This window comes from Bacillus sp. MSP13 (genome assembly GCF_000815295.1).
In the GTDB taxonomy this organism is placed as follows: Bacteria; Bacillota; Bacilli; order Bacillales; family Bacillaceae; genus Bacillus; species Bacillus vallismortis.
In genome coordinates this window covers 124238-141927 of record NZ_JXAQ01000002.1, presented here as the reverse complement: position 1 = coordinate 141927, position 17690 = coordinate 124238, and the positions used below count along the sequence as shown (strand labels likewise).

Annotated in this window: 15 protein-coding genes; 6 read left to right on the top strand and 9 right to left on the bottom strand. The window is 46.4% G+C overall.

What is annotated here, in order from left to right; translation table 11 throughout:
* Nucleotides 1–118 precede the first annotated feature (118 nt).
* The gene (gene fabHB, locus SC79_RS00820; RefSeq protein ID WP_039073453.1) at nt 119–1096 is read left to right on the top strand and encodes a beta-ketoacyl-ACP synthase III FabHB; all 978 of its coding nucleotides are present in this window, start codon (nt 119–121) and stop codon (nt 1094–1096) included.
* A 39-nt stretch (nt 1097–1135) separates the two neighbouring features.
* Here the strand turns inward: fabHB and SC79_RS00815 are convergent, their stop codons facing one another.
* The 6 genes from SC79_RS00815 to SC79_RS00790 all read right to left on the bottom strand — a co-directional run bounded on the left by SC79_RS00815 (nt 1136) and on the right by SC79_RS00790 (nt 10019).
* Complete coding sequence (locus SC79_RS00815) at nt 1136–3463, bottom strand: YhgE/Pip family protein (RefSeq protein ID WP_039073452.1); 2328 nt, start codon at nt 3461–3463, stop codon at nt 1136–1138.
* Nucleotides 3464–3533: 70 nt separating this feature from the next.
* Entirely contained in the window at nt 3534–4109 is a 576-nt protein-coding gene (locus tag SC79_RS00810) for a TetR/AcrR family transcriptional regulator (protein ID WP_039073451.1), read from the bottom strand.
* 145 nt (nt 4110–4254) lie between these two features.
* A complete protein-coding gene (hemY, locus tag SC79_RS00805; RefSeq protein ID WP_039073450.1) occupies nt 4255–5667 on the bottom strand; it encodes a protoporphyrinogen oxidase in 1413 nt (470 codons plus the stop codon).
* A 14-nt stretch (nt 5668–5681) separates the two neighbouring features.
* Entirely contained in the window at nt 5682–6614 is a 933-nt protein-coding gene (gene hemH / locus SC79_RS00800; RefSeq protein ID WP_039073449.1) for a ferrochelatase, read from the bottom strand.
* Between the two features lie 72 nt (nt 6615–6686).
* Complete coding sequence (gene hemE, locus SC79_RS00795) at nt 6687–7748, bottom strand: uroporphyrinogen decarboxylase (protein WP_039073448.1); 1062 nt, start codon at nt 7746–7748, stop codon at nt 6687–6689.
* 126 nt (nt 7749–7874) lie between these two features.
* Entirely contained in the window at nt 7875–10019 is a 2145-nt protein-coding gene (locus tag SC79_RS00790) for a transglycosylase domain-containing protein (protein WP_039073447.1), read from the bottom strand.
* Nucleotides 10020–10141: 122 nt separating this feature from the next.
* Here SC79_RS00790 and hmoB point away from each other — a divergent pair, with 122 nt between their 5' ends.
* The 4 genes from hmoB to SC79_RS00770 all read left to right on the top strand — a co-directional run bounded on the left by hmoB (nt 10142) and on the right by SC79_RS00770 (nt 13920).
* Nucleotides 10142–10642 (top strand): heme-degrading oxygenase HmoB, encoded by a 501-nt coding sequence (hmoB, locus tag SC79_RS00785; RefSeq protein ID WP_039073446.1) that lies wholly within the window; start codon nt 10142–10144, stop codon nt 10640–10642.
* 240 nt (nt 10643–10882) lie between these two features.
* Entirely contained in the window at nt 10883–11203 is a 321-nt protein-coding gene (locus SC79_RS00780; protein ID WP_039073445.1) for a hypothetical protein, read from the top strand.
* A 67-nt stretch (nt 11204–11270) separates the two neighbouring features.
* Nucleotides 11271–12662: a hypothetical protein gene (locus tag SC79_RS00775; protein ID WP_082022486.1), complete on the top strand. Its 1392-nt coding sequence runs from the start codon at nt 11271–11273 to the stop codon at nt 12660–12662.
* A 67-nt stretch (nt 12663–12729) separates the two neighbouring features.
* The gene (locus SC79_RS00770; protein ID WP_039073443.1) at nt 12730–13920 is read left to right on the top strand and encodes a M20 family metallopeptidase; all 1191 of its coding nucleotides are present in this window, start codon (nt 12730–12732) and stop codon (nt 13918–13920) included.
* A gap of 17 nt (nt 13921–13937) precedes the next feature.
* Here SC79_RS00770 and SC79_RS00765 read toward each other — a convergent pair whose 3' ends face one another.
* From SC79_RS00765 to ecsA, 3 genes are read right to left on the bottom strand one after another with little or no spacing between them, the layout of a single operon-like run.
* Nucleotides 13938–14648, bottom strand: coding sequence for an EcsC family protein (locus SC79_RS00765; protein WP_039073442.1), 711 nt, complete (start codon nt 14646–14648; stop codon nt 13938–13940).
* A gap of 20 nt (nt 14649–14668) precedes the next feature.
* On the bottom strand, nt 14669–15895 hold the full coding sequence (locus tag SC79_RS00760) for an ABC transporter permease (protein WP_039073441.1): 1227 nt from the start codon (nt 15893–15895) through the stop codon (nt 14669–14671).
* Nucleotides 15888–16631: an ABC transporter ATP-binding protein EcsA gene (ecsA, locus tag SC79_RS00755; RefSeq protein ID WP_010329253.1), complete on the bottom strand. Its 744-nt coding sequence runs from the start codon at nt 16629–16631 to the stop codon at nt 15888–15890. Before ecsA ends, SC79_RS00760 begins: the two co-directional genes overlap by 8 nt.
* A 484-nt stretch (nt 16632–17115) precedes the next feature.
* On the opposite strand from ecsA, the gene SC79_RS00750 reads away from it, so the two are divergent.
* On the top strand, nt 17116–17553 hold the full coding sequence (locus SC79_RS00750) for an HIT family protein (RefSeq protein WP_010329252.1): 438 nt from the start codon (nt 17116–17118) through the stop codon (nt 17551–17553).
* Nucleotides 17554–17690 lie beyond the last annotated feature (137 nt).

Genomic DNA, 17690 nt, shown 5'->3' with positions numbered 1-17690 from the left:
TTTTTCTTATTTATAGATTCTCTATTTCACTTTTTTCTCTTTTTTTACGGAAAATCCTCCTTTTTAGTACCAGATACTAATATCTAGTGTTATAATCTGATCACAAGGAGTGATTCATATGTCAAAAGCAAACATTACAGCTATCGGCACCTATGCGCCGAGCAGGCGCTTAACCAATGCTGATTTAGAAAAGATCGTTGATACATCTGATGAATGGATTGTGCAGCGCACAGGAATGAGAGAACGCCGGATAGCAGATGAACAGCAGTTCACCTCAGATTTATGCATCGAAGCGGTGAAGAATCTCAAGAGCCGTTATGGAGGGACACTTGATGATGTCGATATGATTCTCGTTGCCACCACAACATCCGATTACGCCTTTCCGAGTACGGCATGCCGCGTGCAGGAATATTTCGGCTGGGAACACACAGGCGCTCTGGATATTAATGCGACGTGCGCAGGGCTGACATACGGCCTTCATTTGGCTAATGGATTGATCACATCCGGCCTTCATCAAAAAATTCTTGTCATCGCCGGAGAAACACTATCAAAAGTAACAGATTATACCGATCGAACGACATGCGTACTGTTTGGCGACGCGGCGGGTGCGCTGTTAGTTGAGCGAGATGAAGAAACGCCTGGGTTTCTTGCATCTGTCCAAGGAACAAGCGGGAACGGCGGAGATATTTTGTATCGTGCCGGGTTGCGGAATGAACTGAATGGAGTTCCCCTTGCCGAATCCGGAAAAATGGTCCAAAATGGCCGTGAAGTGTATAAATGGGCAGTGAGAACCGTCCCCCGCGAATTTGAACGCCTTTTGCAGCAGGCAGGTCTGACAAGCGGCGAGCTGGATTGGTTTGTCCCTCACAGCGCCAACTTGCGCATGATCGAATCAATTTGTGAAAAAACACCGTTCCCGATCGAAAAAACACTCACCAGTGTCGAATATTTCGGAAACACGTCTTCTGTTTCAATTGTTTTGGCACTTGATCTCGCAGTGAAAGCCGGGAAGCTGAAAAAAGATCAAACCGTGATGCTGTTTGGATTTGGCGGCGGATTAACCTATACAGGATTACTTGTCAAATGGGGCATGTAATAAAAAAGAACTTGTTTCGAGGAAACAAGTTCTTTTTCATTATGAAGCCGGCTGTTCTTCTGACGTTTCTTCCTTCCGGCTTAACATGACAAAATAAGTAATGCTCAGCAAAATCATAACGAGGGCGATGCCGATTAAGACGCCGGCCATCTGCCACATGTAGCCAAAATCCCCGTTTGAAATGACTGCTCTGAATCCGTTAATGCTGTAAGTCATCGGCAATACGCCGTGAATGACTTGATAGAAATTCGGAAGCAATTCTAACGGGAAGGTTCCTCCGCTCGCTCCCAGCTGCAGCACTAAAATAATGACTGCGATAAATCGCCCCGGATTGCCCATCGTTGTGGCCAAAAATTGAATCATTGCCAGGAATGCGAGACTCGTAATCATCGTAAACACGTAAAATCTCCACGCGCTCTCAACCTCGAGGCCGATTCCGAGCAAAAGAACCGTCGCCACAATGACCGATTGAATGATTCCAACGAGCATCATGACATTAAATTTGCTGAAGAACCACTCAAAGCCGTTTCTCGGACGTCCTGACGCTTCCTTCAGCGGGAAGACCACCGTGAGCATGATGCCGCCGACATACAAGCCCATTGACAGAATATAAGGTGTCAGCCCTGTACCGTAGTTAGGAACGGAATGAATGGCGTTGTCATCGGTTTTAACCGGATCAGCAAACATGCCGTATGTTTGATCGTCAGCATCGATATCACCTGTTTGATCTGCCGCGTCCTTCAGTTTACTAGACAGCTCTCCTGTGCCGTCCAACAGCTTGCCTAAACCTGTATCAAGAGATTCAGATCCGTCTGCGAGTTTTGATGATCCGTTTTGGACTTGTTTAGAGCCGTCTAATAGTTTCAGCAAGCCGCCGGATACTTGGCTGCTTCCTGTCACCAATTGCTCTGAGCCCGCTTTTGCTTTTGCAAACTGCTTATTATATTCACCGATACCGGCTGTCAGTTTATTTTGGCCATCTGTCAGCTGCTGTGAAGCCGTGTGTATCTTCTCAGCTCCCTCAGTTAATTTGTCAATCGCATCTTGAGTCGCTTTTGCGCCGTTATATAGCTTAGATGTAGCTTCCGGCATAGCTTTCAGCTGCGCCACCTGCGTTTTCACATCTTCCAGAGAGCTTTTCATCGCTGAAATGTCCGGCAGCTGATCAGCTGAAGGCATTTGGCTTAAGATTTGATCAAAATTAGGCGCATCCACCTGAGGAAGCTGTTTCTCAACAGAATGGATAAGCTGGCTTTTCTGTTCTGCTGTTAAAAAATCGCTTGAGTTGATGAGATTTTTAAATGCCTGATCACGGTTTTTCAAGCTGTTTTCAAAGTCGGTCAGCTGTTTATGGAATTCCTTCATCGCTGTTTCTGAATTTTCCAGGTTGTTCACTGCGGTTTCAAGCTTCGTTAAATCGAGCGCATTGATGATCTTTTCCGCTTTTGCTGCCTTCTCAGAACCTTCTTGGACTTTACTGTTGAGCTGATCCAGCCCGTTTGTCAGATTAGGCAATCCCTGCTGTACTTTCTGAAGGCCGGTATTAAGTTCATTCAGCTTGCCTGTTATCTTGCCTGATCCTGCCGCAAGCTTCCCTGAGTTTTCATAAATCGTATTGCTGCTGTCCTGGAATTTTCCAAGCGAGCTGTCAAGCGATTGGATGCCGCTTGTCACCTGTGCCGCTCCATCTGCAAGCTGCGCCGTTTTATCACTGATGGTGGCGGTGCTTTCCTTCAGCTTCTCCAGATTTTCTTTCAACTGGGCGCTTCCGTTTTTCGCATCCTTCGTGCCGTCATCAATTTTTTTCGCGCCGCTGCTCGCGTCGCTCAATCCTTTTGCGAGATCTTTAAAGTTATCAAAAATAACTTTCGTATATTGCTCGGTCACTTTTTTAGAAACAGAGGCTTTTAGTTTATCAATCGCTTTTTCACCGATCGTCGCCCCTACATAGTTCGAACCGGCATTCGTATGGTATTTCAGATCCAGCTTTTTGGGATTTTTATCCAATACCGTGCTGGCATTCTTAGAGAAATCCTCGGGAATCTCGACAACCAAATAGTATTTTTGATTTAATAAGTCCTTTAACGATTGGTCGAGATCACTGGAAAAATGCCATTCAAAGTTGTCATTGTCCTTTAATTCTTCGACCAGATCATCACCGATTTGGAGTTTTTCTCCTTCATAGGTTGCCCCTTTGTCTTGGTTGACGACAACGACAGGGAGCTGGTCAACTGTGCCGTATGGGTCCCAATAAGCCTTTAAGAACACACCGCTGTAAATAAGCGGGACAAACAAAATGGCAATGATGGGAATTAATAATTTTTTACTCGTTACGATGTCTTTCCACTGACTTCGTATTGTGTTCATCCTGATGCCTCCATTCTAAAACTGACTCATTATGAAAAATGGTCATTTTCTTACAAAAAGAAAGGATTATCTAGTTGGCTGACAATCCTTTCACAACATACAATTCAAGCAGTTCCGCAATTGTCTGTTTATCAAGCGGGGGATGATGTTTTTCCCAATCAAAAATGAGTGCGATATAAAGCTTCAGCATCACGAAAGCTGTCAGCTCAGGATCGCATGGCTTGATTGCACCGCTTTTGATCCCGTTTTCTATCTTATCTTTCATATAAGAGAGAATACCCCGCTCCATTTTTTGGATTACATCCTGAACGGCCATTGTACCAATTTCAGCGTTTTCTTGGAAAATCTTGATCGTCAGCTGATGTGTTTTCCTGAATTCAAGAATAGCAAACAGCGCTCTGTGCACATTTTCATGGAACGGAAGATCCGGCTCCATCGCTTCGTCCGCTTTCTGCTTCATTTCCTTCAATAAAGTTGTGAAAATCTCGTCAAACAGCTCTTCTTTGTTTTTGAAAAAGGTATAAATGGTTCCCTTCCCCACATTCGCAAGCTTCGCCACTAGGTCCATTGTTGTCGCTTTATAACCGAACTGCGTGAAAGACTTTGTGGCAGCCTCTAAAATGAGCTTTTTTCGATCTATTGACATTGTCTATCACCTCGAAACTGACCGTTTGAACATTTTAGTCATTAAGTACATATGCAAATGTATCATAACCCGATGATCAATTCAATCATTTTTTACACAATATTGACATCGCCCGCCAAAAAACCCTCCGCCGCAGCGGAGGGTTTTAGCTGAATAAATAGGTGAGCGCGTCAGACACGGCGGCTTTTCCTTGATCGATGCAGTCTGGTATTCCGACACCTTCAAAAGAAGCACCTGTCATATAGACACCCGGATATGCGGAGGCCAGTTCTTCGCGAAGCTCTTTGATGCGCTGTTTATGGCCGACATGGTACTGCGGCATGCTTTCATGCCAACGGGTGACACATGTCATTTCCGGCTCCCCGTTTATGTTCATGACTTTCTTTAAATCTTCTAACACAATGTTGATAATGTCGGTATCCGAGAGATCGACAATGGATTCGTCTCCGGCTTTCCCCACATAGGCCCGAAGCAGCGTTTTGCCTTCCGGCGCTGCGTGCGGCCATTTTTTGTTCGTCCACGTACAGGCTGTGATCGCGAAATCACTGTTTCTTGAGATCACAAAGCCCGTGCCCTCATGCTCCATTTGGACTGCGCCTTCAGGGAAGCCCAAGGCGACATTTGCCACGGATGTGGAGTGCATATGTTTCAAATTAGCAATAGCAGGAAGCTCTGAAAGCATTCCTGCAGCCGCTTTATGCGGAGCAGTCACAATCACTGATTCAGCATCAAGTGTGACGCCGTTATCCAGCTCGAGCGAGTAGCCAGTGCCGCCACGGCCGATCTTCATCACTTTTGTGCCTTTGACTATCTTCGTCAGCTTTAATTGCTTTTCGATCTCTTCGACAAGGGTCTGCAAACCGGTTGACAGGGTTTGAAACTGCCCTTGTTTTTTAGCCGTCAGCTGCTGGCCGGAGCCCTGAGGACGTGTTTTTTTCATGCCGAGAATCAAGCTTCTGTGCTTTTGTTCCGTCTCGTAAAATTGCGGGAATGTCGACATCAGGCTGAGCTTATCAATGTCGCCTGCGTAGATGCCTGATAGAAGCGGCTCAATTAAATTCTCTACCACTTCATCCCCAACACGTCTGCGGAAAAATTCTCCCAATGACTGGTCGTCTTTTGATTTGCTGGCGGGCAAAATGAAATCCATCGCGGCTCTTGCCTTCCCAGACACAGAAAACAGGCCGGTTGAAACGAACGGCGCGATTTTTGTCGGTATGCCCATCACGGCGCCCTTCGGCATCGGATGCAGGGTGCGGTTTACAAGCACATAGGATTGTCCGGTCGCATTGTTGACAAGCAAATGTTCAAGCCCTAGATCTTTGACAAGCTGCGGAGCGCTTTTCTTTCGTTCCAGAAATGAGTCAGGCCCTCGTTCGATGATATAGCCGTCTTTGTTGACAGTCTGAATTTTCCCGCCGACTCTCGGACTCGCCTCAACAAGCGTCAGCTCAATCGGCAGATCTTTTTCTTTGATTTCTTTTTCCATATAGAAGGCGGCGGCTAAACCGGTAATGCCGCCGCCGATGATGACTACATGTTTTTTGCCGTCACTCATGTTCATCGCCTTCTTTAACGTCCTAATTTTTTTAATACCACTGTTGCTAAAGCATCAATAAATTCAGGCTTGGCATTCGGCATTTCCGGCCTGTAGTAGCTTGCGCCGATATCGTCAGTGACCACTTTGCATTCATAATCATTGTCGTATAGCACTTCTAAATGGTCTGCGACAAATCCGACAGGGACATACACAAATGCCTGATATCCTTTTTGTTCGAATAAATCACGTGTTAAATCCTGTACATCAGGCCCGAGCCAAGGATCAGGCGTGTTCCCTTCGCTTTGCCAGCCGACAGCATATTCGGAAACGCCTGCGCCTTCAGCAATCAATTTCGCCGATTCATGAAGCTGATCCGGATACGGGTCTCCAAATTCTTTGATTTTTTCCGGCAGACTGTGCGCGGATACGATAAGCATCGCGTTTTCTTTTTCATTTTCAGGCATTGTGACATATGTTTCCTTCACTTGGTCAACCCAGTATTTCACGAACTTCGGTTCATCGTACCAGCTTTCAACAGACGTAATTGTCAAGCCGCCAAGTTTTTCAGCTTCTTCTTTGGCACGTTTGTTGTAGGACTGCACGCTGAACGTGGAGAAATGCGGTGCCAGCACGATGCTGACCGCTTCTGTTATGCCGTCCTTATGCATCTCTGCCACAGCATCTTCAATAAACGGCTCGATATGCTTCAGTCCGATATACGTTTTAAATGTAATCTCGTCCTGAATCTCATTTAAGTGCTGTTCAAGCTGATGCGCTTGTTCTTCTGTGATTTTGGCAAGCGGTGAAATGCCGCCAATTGCTTCATATCTGTCTTTCAAATCTTGAAGCATTTCAGGTTCAGGCTTTCTGCCTCTTCTAATATGTGTATAATAACGTTCAATATCTTCTTCTTTATAAGGCGTGCCGTACGCCATAACGAGAAGCCCCATTTTTTTTCTACTCACTGTTTACACCCTCTTTAATTAATCTGCTCCTAACATTTTGACAGGATATCATTCAGATACCAAAAGATATGCTTAGGAATATTGACTCGTTTTTTTGTTTTGTGAATATTTATGGACAAATGCTGTCAGTTTTTTCAAAACCTCAGGACTGACATCAGGAAATACCCCGTGTCCAAGGTTGAAAATGAAGCTGTCCGATTTCATGCCTTGATCCAGTATTTCCATCGTTTTCTTCTCAATAACATCCCATGGCGCAAGCAAAATGGACGGGTCCAGGTTGCCCTGCACTGTTTTCGTGATGCCTTTTGCTCTGGCTTCATCAATGCCGAGTCTCCAATCGAGCCCGACAACATCGAGAGGAAGGTCATGCCAATCCCCTGCCAGATGGCTGGCGCCGACACCAAACATGATCAGCGGCACATTCTCCTCTCGAAGATCTGAAAAGATCCGGCTCATCACGGGTTTAATGTATGTTCTGTAGTCCGCTTGATTCAGCGCGCCGACCCACGAATCAAAGATTTGAATCGCTTTTGCGCCTGCCTTAATCTGCGCTTTCACATACACGATAACCATATCGGCGAGCTTATTCATCAACAGGTTCCATGCATCTGGCATGCTGTACATGAAGGCTTTTGTTTTATTATAGTTTTTCGACGGACCGCCTTCGATCATGTAGCTGGCAAGCGTAAAAGGCGCACCTGAGAAACCGATGAGCGGGACGTTCAGCTGCTCATTGACAAGCAGTTTAATCGTCTCTAGCACGTACGGCACGTCCTGTTCCGGATCAATCTGGCCCAGTTTTTCAATGTCCGCCAGAGACTGGATCGGCTGATCAATCACAGGCCCGATCCCGTTTTTGATTTCAACATCCACTCCGATTGACGGCAGCGGCGTCATGATATCCTTATAAAGGATTGCGGCATCGACTCCGTATTGCTCAACCGGCAGTCTTGTGACATATGCACAAAGTTCGGGCTGATGGGTAATCTCGAACAATCCGTATTTTTCCTTCAGCTTACGGTACTCAGGCTGTGAACGCCCTGCTTGTCTCATATACCATACGGGCGTGTGGTCCGCTTTTTCTCCCCGTGCAGCTTTTAAAAACGTTTCGTTAAACGTTTCTCGTTTACTCATCTGATTTCCACCTTTCATCCTGCAACCATACGTTCGTGTTTCTTGACCATTACACTATACCGCGTTTTGGGCAAATGGTATAGAAATGAGGCTCAAAGTTCAAAAAATCGCCGAATTCCCATTCCATTAAGAGGAAAACAATTTCGGCTGAACGTAATCGGTTCCTTCCCCTTCTCTTTTTGTCTGTGTATTATAAGGCACAATTTTATAAGAAGCGTCCGAAAATAAGTTGGCATAAGGGATTTCATAGCTTCCCTTTCCTTCGACTGAATCAAGAATCGTCTCCGTGCCATCCTTATTGACATAAATTCTGTATACTGTCCGATCATCCTTTTGCGCATCCCACCTTAATTCAACGGTAAACAGCCCCGCGGCTTTGAATGTGTAATCCGCTGTCAATGTTTTGACCGGTTCCAGCTTAATCGGGCTTTCCAGTTCTTTGACGTTTTTAGGCTTCGTAAATACTTCGCCGGTTTCTCCAGCTTGTGTCAAAATATCTTTATACAATCTCGTCGGATACGCGCTCCCGCCTTTTAAATAATGGTCATGATCCGTTTTGTCATAGCCCATCCAGACAGCCCCGGTTCGTTTTGGCGTATAGCCGGCAAACCAAGCATCCTTCGTCGCGCCGGAGACACCTGTATAAGAAGTAGAACCTGTTTTCCCCGCCAGGTCGCCGTGATAAGTTCCTGACGTAGCCGTTCCCTCTTTAACCACCTGCTGCAGCATTCTCGTCATATTCCAGGACGTCTGCTTGCTGAATACCCGCTTACCTTCTTCTTTATGGTCAGCTATCGTTTCTCCGTCTTCATCCTCTATGCTGGAAATAAAATACGGTTCAGTATACATTCCATTCGCGGCAAACGTATGAAACGCGCCGGCAAGCTGGAGCGGTGAAACGCCTTTTTGCAAACCTCCGAGTGCAAGGGCAAGCCCTTCATCAGGGATATCGATGCCATTTGCTTTCAAATAAGACTTCCCCGTTTCGACTCCAATCTCATGCAGCGTCCAGACAGCGGGCGCGTTTTTGCTGTACGTGATAGCGTCAGACATGGTCACTTCGCCCTCATACCGGCTGTCATAGTTTTTCGGTGTATAATCTCCGTATGATTGCAGCTCATCCTTCAATAGAGAATATGGCTTGACTTTCTTTTCCTGCATCGCAGGTCCGTATACCGCAAGCGGCTTAAATGTGGAACCTGGCTGGCGTGCAGCTGTGACGCGGTTATATCCTTTGGATGTGTATTCCCTTCCGCCGATCGCCGCTTCCACACCGCCTGTCTTATTATTGATAAAGACGGCGCTTCCTTCAGCATTCTGATCTGTTCCGGGATAATAACTACCCTGCTTCATCACCTGATAAGCCGTCTTCTGAAGCTTCGAATCAAGCGGCACCTTGATCGTGTATCCGCCTTGAAGAAGCTGCTCTCCGGAAATCGAGTACTTGTCCGCCGCCTCTTCAATCACCAGATCAATATAGCTGTCAAACCAAGGGGTTTCCGACTGTTTCTTCACATTCAGTCCGAGCGTCCGGCCCTGCGCGCTGACAGCCTCTTTCGCACTGATGTAGCCTTGGTCATTCATCATGCCGAGAATTGTATCACGCCGCTCCTTGCTTTTATCAGGATGCAAAACAGGAGAATACGTGGAAGGCGCCTTCGGAATAGCCGCCAACACTGCGCCTTCGGATACAGTTAAATCTTGTACTTCTTTATTGAAGTAATAATGGGACGCCGCTTGTATGCCGTAGACCCCATGCCCGAAGTAGAGCTGGTTCAAATACATTTCCAACAGCTTGTCCTTGCTGTAATCCCGTTCAAGATTGATCGCAATGATCACTTCTTTTGTTTTTCTTAAAAACGTTTTGTCGTGTGTCAGAAAAATATTTTTGGCAAGCTGCTGGGTAATCGTGCTTCCGCCTTCCACCTTTCCGCCTGCTAGGATATCGCGGTACACCGCCCTTCCGACAGATTTCGCATCAATGCCGTGATGCTCATAAAACCTTTTATCCTCAACAGCGATAAACGCTTCTCTGACCTGCTCCGGAATCTCATTGATCGAGACAGGCTCACGATTTTCTGTATACAGGCTGGCAACCTCAACTCCGTCTTGATCGACAATTTTTGAAGAGGCATGAAGAATCAGCTTCTTTTCATCTATGACATAATGTCCGAGAAAAATAATTGAAATATATCCTATTAAAGCGAGAAAAGCAGTTAACATTAAAATAATCATGGGTATAAATAGTTTCTTTTTCTTCACCTTAAACATGAACTCACCTCGCCTTTCTAAAAGGTAGTATGGGAAAAATTGTTTGGAATTATGTTCAAAGCACTCGCCAATAGAAACTTATACCATTGTTTTGGTATACTAGCAAGCAGGAGGTGGCTGATATGAAGGTATATATTACATATGGGACAGCCGATTTTTTACAAACGATCGTAAAGAAGCATCCCTCGGAACATATCCTTTTGATGCAGGGGCAGGAAAACGCGATTTTGATCCACGAAACAAACGGAGATACCGTTTTTCAGGCCCCCCATGCTTATGAAGTGATTGACCAAGCCGGCGAGATGAAAAACCCGGGTTTTGCCGTCTTGAACAATATTGCTGTCACTCAGGAAGGGCGTCCGCTGTTTGAAAACAGATTTAAAAACAGAGCGGGAAAAGTCGAAAATGAGCCCGGTTTTGAAGCAATTCGTGTGCTCCGTCCGCTTGACAGTGATACGTACGTCATTCTGACCTTGTGGGAAACAGAAAGAGCCTTTCAGGACTGGCAACAGTCAGGCTCATACAAAGAAGCCCACAAAAAACGCGGCACGTCTGCCGGTATTGACACCACGTCGATCTTCTCCCGGCCTTCGTATGTCACCACATATTTCGCTGTCGAATAGCTGCCGGCATATCCGGCACCTTCAGCGTGTCGACAAACCCTCGCATTCGTTGTCAGGCCTGCGCGTCGGTGCTCACGAATTCCTACATTCGCTGTGCTCCGATGCTCGTCCTTCCTAGACTTCAAGGGTTTTCAATCACGCTGATAGATGACAAAGTCATAAAACAAAAACCATATGTCTTTGTCAACAATCTGTAGCTGCCGGCATGTCCGGCAGCTTTTTTATTGGGAGGAAAGCAAAATGAACTATGCTTGCCCAGTCTGCGGCTTTCATGGACTGACTGAACCGGCATATGATAGACAAGGGCACCATTCTTATGAAATTTGCCCTTGCTGCGGTTTTCAGTTCGGATTTGACGATTATGAGATGCAGCGGGAGGATGGTTCCTATTTAGAGCCATCGGAAAGCATCATCGCCTACAGAAAGAATTGGCTTGCTGATGGCTCCGTTATTTTTTCTCCTGAAAGCTTCCCGAAGCATCAGCAAAAAGCGAATAGAGTGTTAAAACAGCAGTTGCTTGAGCAGCTTAAACAAATCAATGTTCATGATCTCCCATTATAACCCCGCCTTCTGTCCCGCACCTTCCGCCCGCCTATGAATAATCTGTAGGAAGCGGAAGGAGTGATCAATGATGGAAGTCGGGATTTTGCCTGTCCACGTTCTTTATGTGATTTTTATCGGGGCGATTATCCTATTTATGCTGCTGCGGAAAGATACAACCTTTATTTCCTTATTCGGCATATTTATGATATCGCTATGGTCCAGCCATTCACTTTCAGCTTCTGTCAGCAGTTTATTCCATAGCCTTATCTACGCGGCCGGTGAACTGCTACCCACGATTTTCATCATTTGTTTTATCGTCTCGATGAGTGATTTGTTAACAAAAACAGGGATAAATGAAGCGATGATTTCCCCTTTTACAAGCCTTGTGAAAGGTCCTGTAACAGCCTACTGGCTAATTGGCGGCCTGATGTTCGCCATTTCTCTCTTCTTCTGGCCTTCTCCGGGTGTCGCTTTGATCGGCGCCGTCCTGCTCCCGGCCGCCGCCCGCGCCGGGTTGCCGCCAATCGCCGCCGCCATGGCCATGAATTTATTCGGGCACGGTTTTGCTCTGTCCGGAGACTTTGTCATTCAGGCGGCACCGAAACTGACAGCCGATGCGGCAGGCATTCCAGTCGGTGATGTCCTCTCAGCGAGTATTCCCCTTGTGCTGATTATGGGCGTGACCACTACAACTGCAGCTTTTATCATGATTCAGCGCGAACGCAAAAAACAGCTGGGTCCGGCTTCTATTTCCCCCGGACATTCCGAAGAACAAGACACCTCGATGTACTTGCCAAAACGCCTTCGGTCCATATTGGCTTTTTTGATTCCGCTTGTCTTTCTTGGCGATATCGCCTGCATGCTTCTGGTTAACCTGCAGGGAAATGCGGCGACGGCGTTAATCGGCGGGACTGCGATCTGCATCCTCCTGACCGTCCATTTTCTCGTGTATAAGCAACAAGGGCTTGAAAAAGTCACCGGTTATTTTATTGATGGGTTCCAGTTCGGCTTTAAGGTTTTCGGTCCCGTCATTCCGATTGCCGCTTTCTTTTACCTTGGCGACTCAGGCTTTGAAAGCATACTGGGCACTGCACTCCCTACCGGTTCCCACGGTATTGTCAATGATCTCGGTTATGCTTTATCCCACATGATGCCTATGTCAAAGGAGCTTGCCGCTGTTGCTTTAACTGCCGTTGGAGCAATAACCGGTCTCGACGGATCAGGGTTTTCAGGCATTTCTCTAGCCGGCTCTATCGCCAGCCTCTTTTCGTCCGCTCTTCATGCTGATCCAGCCATTCTGACAGCACTCGGACAAATATCTGCCATCTGGGTGGGCGGCGGAACTCTGGTCCCATGGGCGCTGATTCCCGCCGCGGCCATTTGCAGAGTTGATCCTTTTGAGCTTGCCAGAAAAAACTTCATTCCCGTCGCAATTGGCCTTTCAGTGACAACCATCGCAGCCATTGCATTGCTTTGAAATCAAGTTGAAATATTCAGTCTTTTTCTATACAATCATGGAAAAGCAGAAAAAGGGGGAAGCGGTTTTGTCTATATCCACACTGCAGAAAGAAATAAATAAACAGCTCGACGGCTGTTTTGAAGAAATGGTCGAGATCAGGCGCCATTTTCATATGTATCCTGAGCTCTCGTTTCAAGAAGAAAAAACCGCCGCATTTATTGCGTCCTATTATGAATCATTAGGAGTCCCGATCCGTACGAACGTTGGCGGCAGAGGGGTTTTGGCATATGTAGAAGGAAGCGAACCCGGCCCTACCGTGGCGTTGCGGGCCGACTTTGACGCCCTTCCCATTCAAGATGAAAAAGATGTTCCTTACGCCTCCAAAGTGCCAGGTGTCATGCATGCATGCGGCCATGACGGCCATACGGCAGCTCTTCTCGCAGTGGCGAAGGTCCTTCACCAAAATAGGCATGAGCTGAAGGGAACATTTGTGATGATCCACCAGCATGCGGAAGAATATCATCCGGGAGGCGCAAAGCCCATGATTGATGACGGCTGTCTCGACAACGCGGATGTGATATTCGGCACGCATCTTTGGGCGACTGAGCCGCTCGGAACCATTCTTTGCCGCCCCGGCCCCGTGATGGCGGCGGCAGACCGATTTACGATCAACATTTACGGGAAGGGCGGCCATGGCGCTCACCCGCAAGATACAAAAGACGCCGTCCTGATCGGCTCGCAAATCGTTTCCTCTTTGCAGCACATTGTCAGCCGCAAAGTCAATCCGATTCAATCCGCCGTCATTTCGGTTGGCTCTTTCATCGCCGAAAATCCGTTTAATGTTATCGCAGACCAAGCAACACTCATCGGCACAGCGCGTTCGTTTGACGACAATATCCGCAGCATGCTGGAGAAAGAAATTGAAGCCGTTGTTAAAGGGGTGTGCAGCATGCACGGCGCGTCCTATGAGTACAATTATGAACGAGGCTATCCGGCAGTTGTGAACCATCCTGCCGAAACGAGCCACCTAGCCAGCATCGCCAAAAACATCGAGGGCGTTCAGCAGGTCATTGACGGTGAACCGCAAATGGGCGGTGAGGATTTTGCTTATTACTTACAAAACGTCAAAGGGACTTTTTTCTTTACAGGAGCCGCCCCTGAACAGCCGGAGCGCGTCTATTCCCATCATCATCCGAAATTCGATATCAATGAAAAAGCAATGCTGACAGCAGCAAAGGTGCTTGCAGGTGCCGCGATCACCTATTATAAGCTATAAAAAAACAGCCGGCGTGTTTAGTCTCCGGCTGTTTCCTTTACCATTCTCAGATGAAAAACGTGTCTTGCCGTCTCCCCAAGCTGAGAAAGCAGCTTATAATTGGCAATTCCGCCGACTGCCGCACCTACTCCGGGCAAAAGCTGCAAAAGCTTTATGACGTCGATATAATCGCGATATTCCTGCTGAAACACTCTCCAGTCGATACCTTTTTTCTCCGTCTCCCAATTGTCGATGACAGCAAACAGCGATTTGCGGCAGTCATCACTCGAAAACGCAAGCTGAAACACAAGAAGCAAAAACATTCTTTCCTGTGCACCCTTCACATCAAAACCGTAAATGGAGGATAAGGTAAATAAACACTTCATCTTAATAGAAAGCAGCAGCGGAAAATCGGCCATCCCTAAAAAAATGCCGCCCGCACCGGTGCCAACCCCCTCAGCAGCCGCCACTTTTTGATACGAAGCAATCGTTTTTTTCGCCAGCTCATTTTTTTCACTGAGCGAAAGTGCGCTTGTATCCTTCTTATAGGTAATGATATTGGAGCCGGCCATCGTCGCTTCTACCATTTTTTTCACACTCTCGGTAACGACCGTATGGATTTTTTCAGGAATCCGCTCATTCACCTTCGTTTGTATACGCTTTGAAAAGCGCTCAAACATGGAATCCTTACGCAAAAAATGCATTTTCCATTGAAGGGCTTCCTGGATCAGAAGCTGATTGTCTGTCATTCGACTACCCCTTTTTATACTCACAGCTTTCCATGTTTTTTCAGTCTTGTTGTCATATAAGACGGCAGGATAACAAAGATCAGGATAGCAGAAGCGATCAGCGCGTACAGAAAACCTGTCAAGCCGGCAGCGTAGGCAGAAGCCGCAGACATCAACAGCGCTTGTACGCTAAGTGCTGTTTTTAATAGAGAGAAATAGCTTTTCCGCTGCGTTTCTTTTTTCACAGGGTAAAGCTCTTGAAGCGCCAAATGGTCAAAGTGGCCGAACAGCGGCAGAAGCTGAACCCCCGTAATGAAAATGGCAAACACAGTCAGAACACCTGCTATGAGCGGGCTTGCCGATACATACATAATGATCAGCGCGAAAATGACCGTCAATCTGACGAGGATGCCCAAATAATCACTTGAACGCAAAAAAGCGCGGGTGAACATGTAGGCAAACGTTTTGCGCTGTTCAAACGGCACGAGACGCAGCAAAAAGTCGAGATACGCCCTGCGTTTCGCTTGCTTTCGTAAATGCGGCACATCAGTGAACAGGTTGGCAATCCGATAGAATCGCTGTTTCCGTTTCAATTCGGACTCAATATGGCTCTCCCATTTAAACGTTTTCTGTTTTGCTGCCGAAGACATATACAGATATAGAGCTGCCATAATGACATAAACAACAAGCGCATACATATAAGCAGACTGGAAAACGAAGTAAAGAACAAGTGTATTCGCCGCAAAGCGAATGATGACATCCATCCGTTTCATGCCTCGGTCATTTTGGAAGGTCGCACGCCATTCCATCACCTGATTCCACGCTTTCAGCAGCAAAAGCTGGACGAAGACTGCCGCATACGATGCGAACGAAGCCCCCGGTGCGACAGCGAAATATAGCGGCATCGCAACGATGCTCAGTGCAATTAGCGGAAACAGCTGAGACACATAACTATAAACAAACGCCTGCTTCAAGTAAGGCTCCATTTTGGATTCCAGCGGCAATAAGAAGACAAGGTCAGCCTCCTTCAAAAGCGTCCGTACATAAGAGCTTGTCAACACGAGCGAAAACAGCACGGCCATCACCCAGAAGGACGGGAATTGAGCGGGAATGTCCCGTATCCATTTGCTGTACCAGCTTGCGGCGCCCGCGAGAAAAAAGATCAAAACAATGACGAGGTGATCATTGAGCATATATTTCATATACATCCTTGTTTCTTTTATATGCTCCTGCAGCCGCGACTGCCAAATATCTAGCATATTATTCATGGCCAGCGTCTTCCTTCGTAAGCTCAAGGTACAAATCGTCCAGCGCCGCGTCCTTCATTCCAAACTGCTCTCTCAGTTCGGACAGCGTGCCGCGCGCCCGCACCTCGCCGTTATGTAAAATAATAAACGAATCGCAATAGCGCTCAGCCGTTGCCAAAATGTGTGTTGACATCAGGACGCTCGCCCCGCTTTTTTTCGCTTCATTCATCCGCTCAAGCAGCGCGTTAATCGCAAGCGGATCAAGCCCTAGAAAAGGCTCGTCTATGATGTAGAGCGCAGGCTCTGCCAAAAATGCGCACATGATCATCACCTTCTGCTTCATTCCTTTAGAAAAATGAGCGGGGAACCACTTCAGCCTCTTTTCCATTCGGAATTCCTTTAAAAGCGGCGGCAGCCTTTTCTCCATTGTTTCTTTTGAGATACCGTATGCCATGGCTGTTAATTCAAGATGTTCCATTAGCGTCAGCTCTTCATATAAAACGGGTGTTTCAGGTATATAAGTGAATTGTGAACGGTAGCCTTCCGGATCCTCAGCAAAGGTTTTCCCATTTAATTCAATTGATCCTTTATGCGGGTCCATCAGCCCGATGATATGTCTGATTGTTGTACTTTTGCCGGCACCGTTCAGCCCGATTAAGCCGACAATTTGATTTGGTTCAAGGGTGAATGATACACGTTTTAAAACCGGATTTCTTGTATATCCGCCGGTCAAGTCTTTTACCGATAGCAGAGACATAATTTCTCCCCTTATATTGTTTTTCTTCATAGTACCAAAAACAAAGCCTGATTTGAAACAATTCCCTTTTTACAAATCGTGAATTTGCTGTCATAAAGAGACAGGTTTCTGGACATGATAATAGTTGTAGAGGAAAAGCATATCAACTGAAAAATGAGGTGTTTGTCAAAGACGTCTTAGATACAGTTGGATAGAAAATAAACATGTCCAATGCTCAAACCGTTTCTCTTCACTGAACTTGATGAATTCTTCTATGAAGCAAATTGTCAAATGAGGTGTTTATCGCAGGAATCGTTAAGCATTAACAAGTCTTCATTTTATCGACAAATGAGGTGCTTACCAAAGGCATATCACATTTTCTTCACATAAGCTCTTCCTCTGCATTCAGGGTGAACGCTCGCCGTTCATCCTGTTTTCTATTTTCTGCATTTCTGTGGTACGATGAGTGTATACATACGAAACAATTTCATAAGGAGGAACCCTCATGCATTGTGAAGAGAATTGCATCTTTTGTAAAATTATCGCTGGCGACATCCCGTCCGCAAAGGTGTATGAAGATGAGCATGTACTGGCTTTTCTTGATATCAGCCAAGTGACTAAGGGCCATACGCTTGTCATTCCGAAAACACATATCGAAAATGTGTATGAGTTTACCGATGAATTAGCAAAACAATATTTTCACGCTGTTCCGAAAATCGCCCGCGCTATTCGGGATGAATTCGAACCGATCGGCTTAAATACGCTGAATAATAACGGCGAAAAAGCCGGACAATCTGTTTTCCATTACCATATGCATATTATCCCGCGCTACGGAAAAGGAGACGGATTCGGAGCGGTTTGGAAAACACACGCTGAAGACTACAAACCGGAGGATCTGCAGAGCATCTCTTCCTCTATCGCGAAACGCCTGGCCTCATCATAAGATGAGGTTATTTTATTTGTGAACATTTCGCAAACACCCGTCAATTTCTTTTGATTATTCTAATTTTTTATCAAAAAACTGAATTTTTGTGATAGGATAATTGTATTATTTTATACATTAACGTGGAAAACAGGGAG

Excerpts from the sequence above, each read along its gene's own strand:
- fabHB (WP_039073453.1), top strand. The coding sequence starts at position 119 with ATGTCAAAAGCAAACATTACAGCTATCGGCACCTATGCGCCGAGCAGG.
- SC79_RS00815 (WP_039073452.1), bottom strand. The coding sequence starts at position 3,463 with ATGAACACAATACGAAGTCAGTGGAAAGACATCGTAACGAGTAAAAAA.
- SC79_RS00810 (WP_039073451.1), bottom strand. The coding sequence starts at position 4,109 with ATGTCAATAGATCGAAAAAAGCTCATTTTAGAGGCTGCCACAAAGTCT.
- hemY (WP_039073450.1), bottom strand. The coding sequence starts at position 5,667 with ATGAGTGACGGCAAAAAACATGTAGTCATCATCGGCGGCGGCATTACC.
- hemE (WP_039073448.1), bottom strand. The coding sequence starts at position 7,748 with ATGAGTAAACGAGAAACGTTTAACGAAACGTTTTTAAAAGCTGCACGG.
- SC79_RS00790 (WP_039073447.1), bottom strand. The coding sequence starts at position 10,019 with ATGTTTAAGGTGAAGAAAAAGAAACTATTTATACCCATGATTATTTTA.
- hmoB (WP_039073446.1), top strand. The coding sequence starts at position 10,142 with ATGAAGGTATATATTACATATGGGACAGCCGATTTTTTACAAACGATC.
- SC79_RS00780 (WP_039073445.1), top strand. The coding sequence starts at position 10,883 with ATGAACTATGCTTGCCCAGTCTGCGGCTTTCATGGACTGACTGAACCG.
- SC79_RS00775 (WP_082022486.1), top strand. The coding sequence starts at position 11,271 with ATGATGGAAGTCGGGATTTTGCCTGTCCACGTTCTTTATGTGATTTTT.
- SC79_RS00765 (WP_039073442.1), bottom strand. The coding sequence starts at position 14,648 with ATGACAGACAATCAGCTTCTGATCCAGGAAGCCCTTCAATGGAAAATG.
- SC79_RS00760 (WP_039073441.1), bottom strand. The coding sequence starts at position 15,895 with ATGAATAATATGCTAGATATTTGGCAGTCGCGGCTGCAGGAGCATATA.
- ecsA (WP_010329253.1), bottom strand. The coding sequence starts at position 16,631 with ATGTCTCTGCTATCGGTAAAAGACTTGACCGGCGGATATACAAGAAAT.
- SC79_RS00750 (WP_010329252.1), top strand. The coding sequence starts at position 17,116 with ATGCATTGTGAAGAGAATTGCATCTTTTGTAAAATTATCGCTGGCGAC.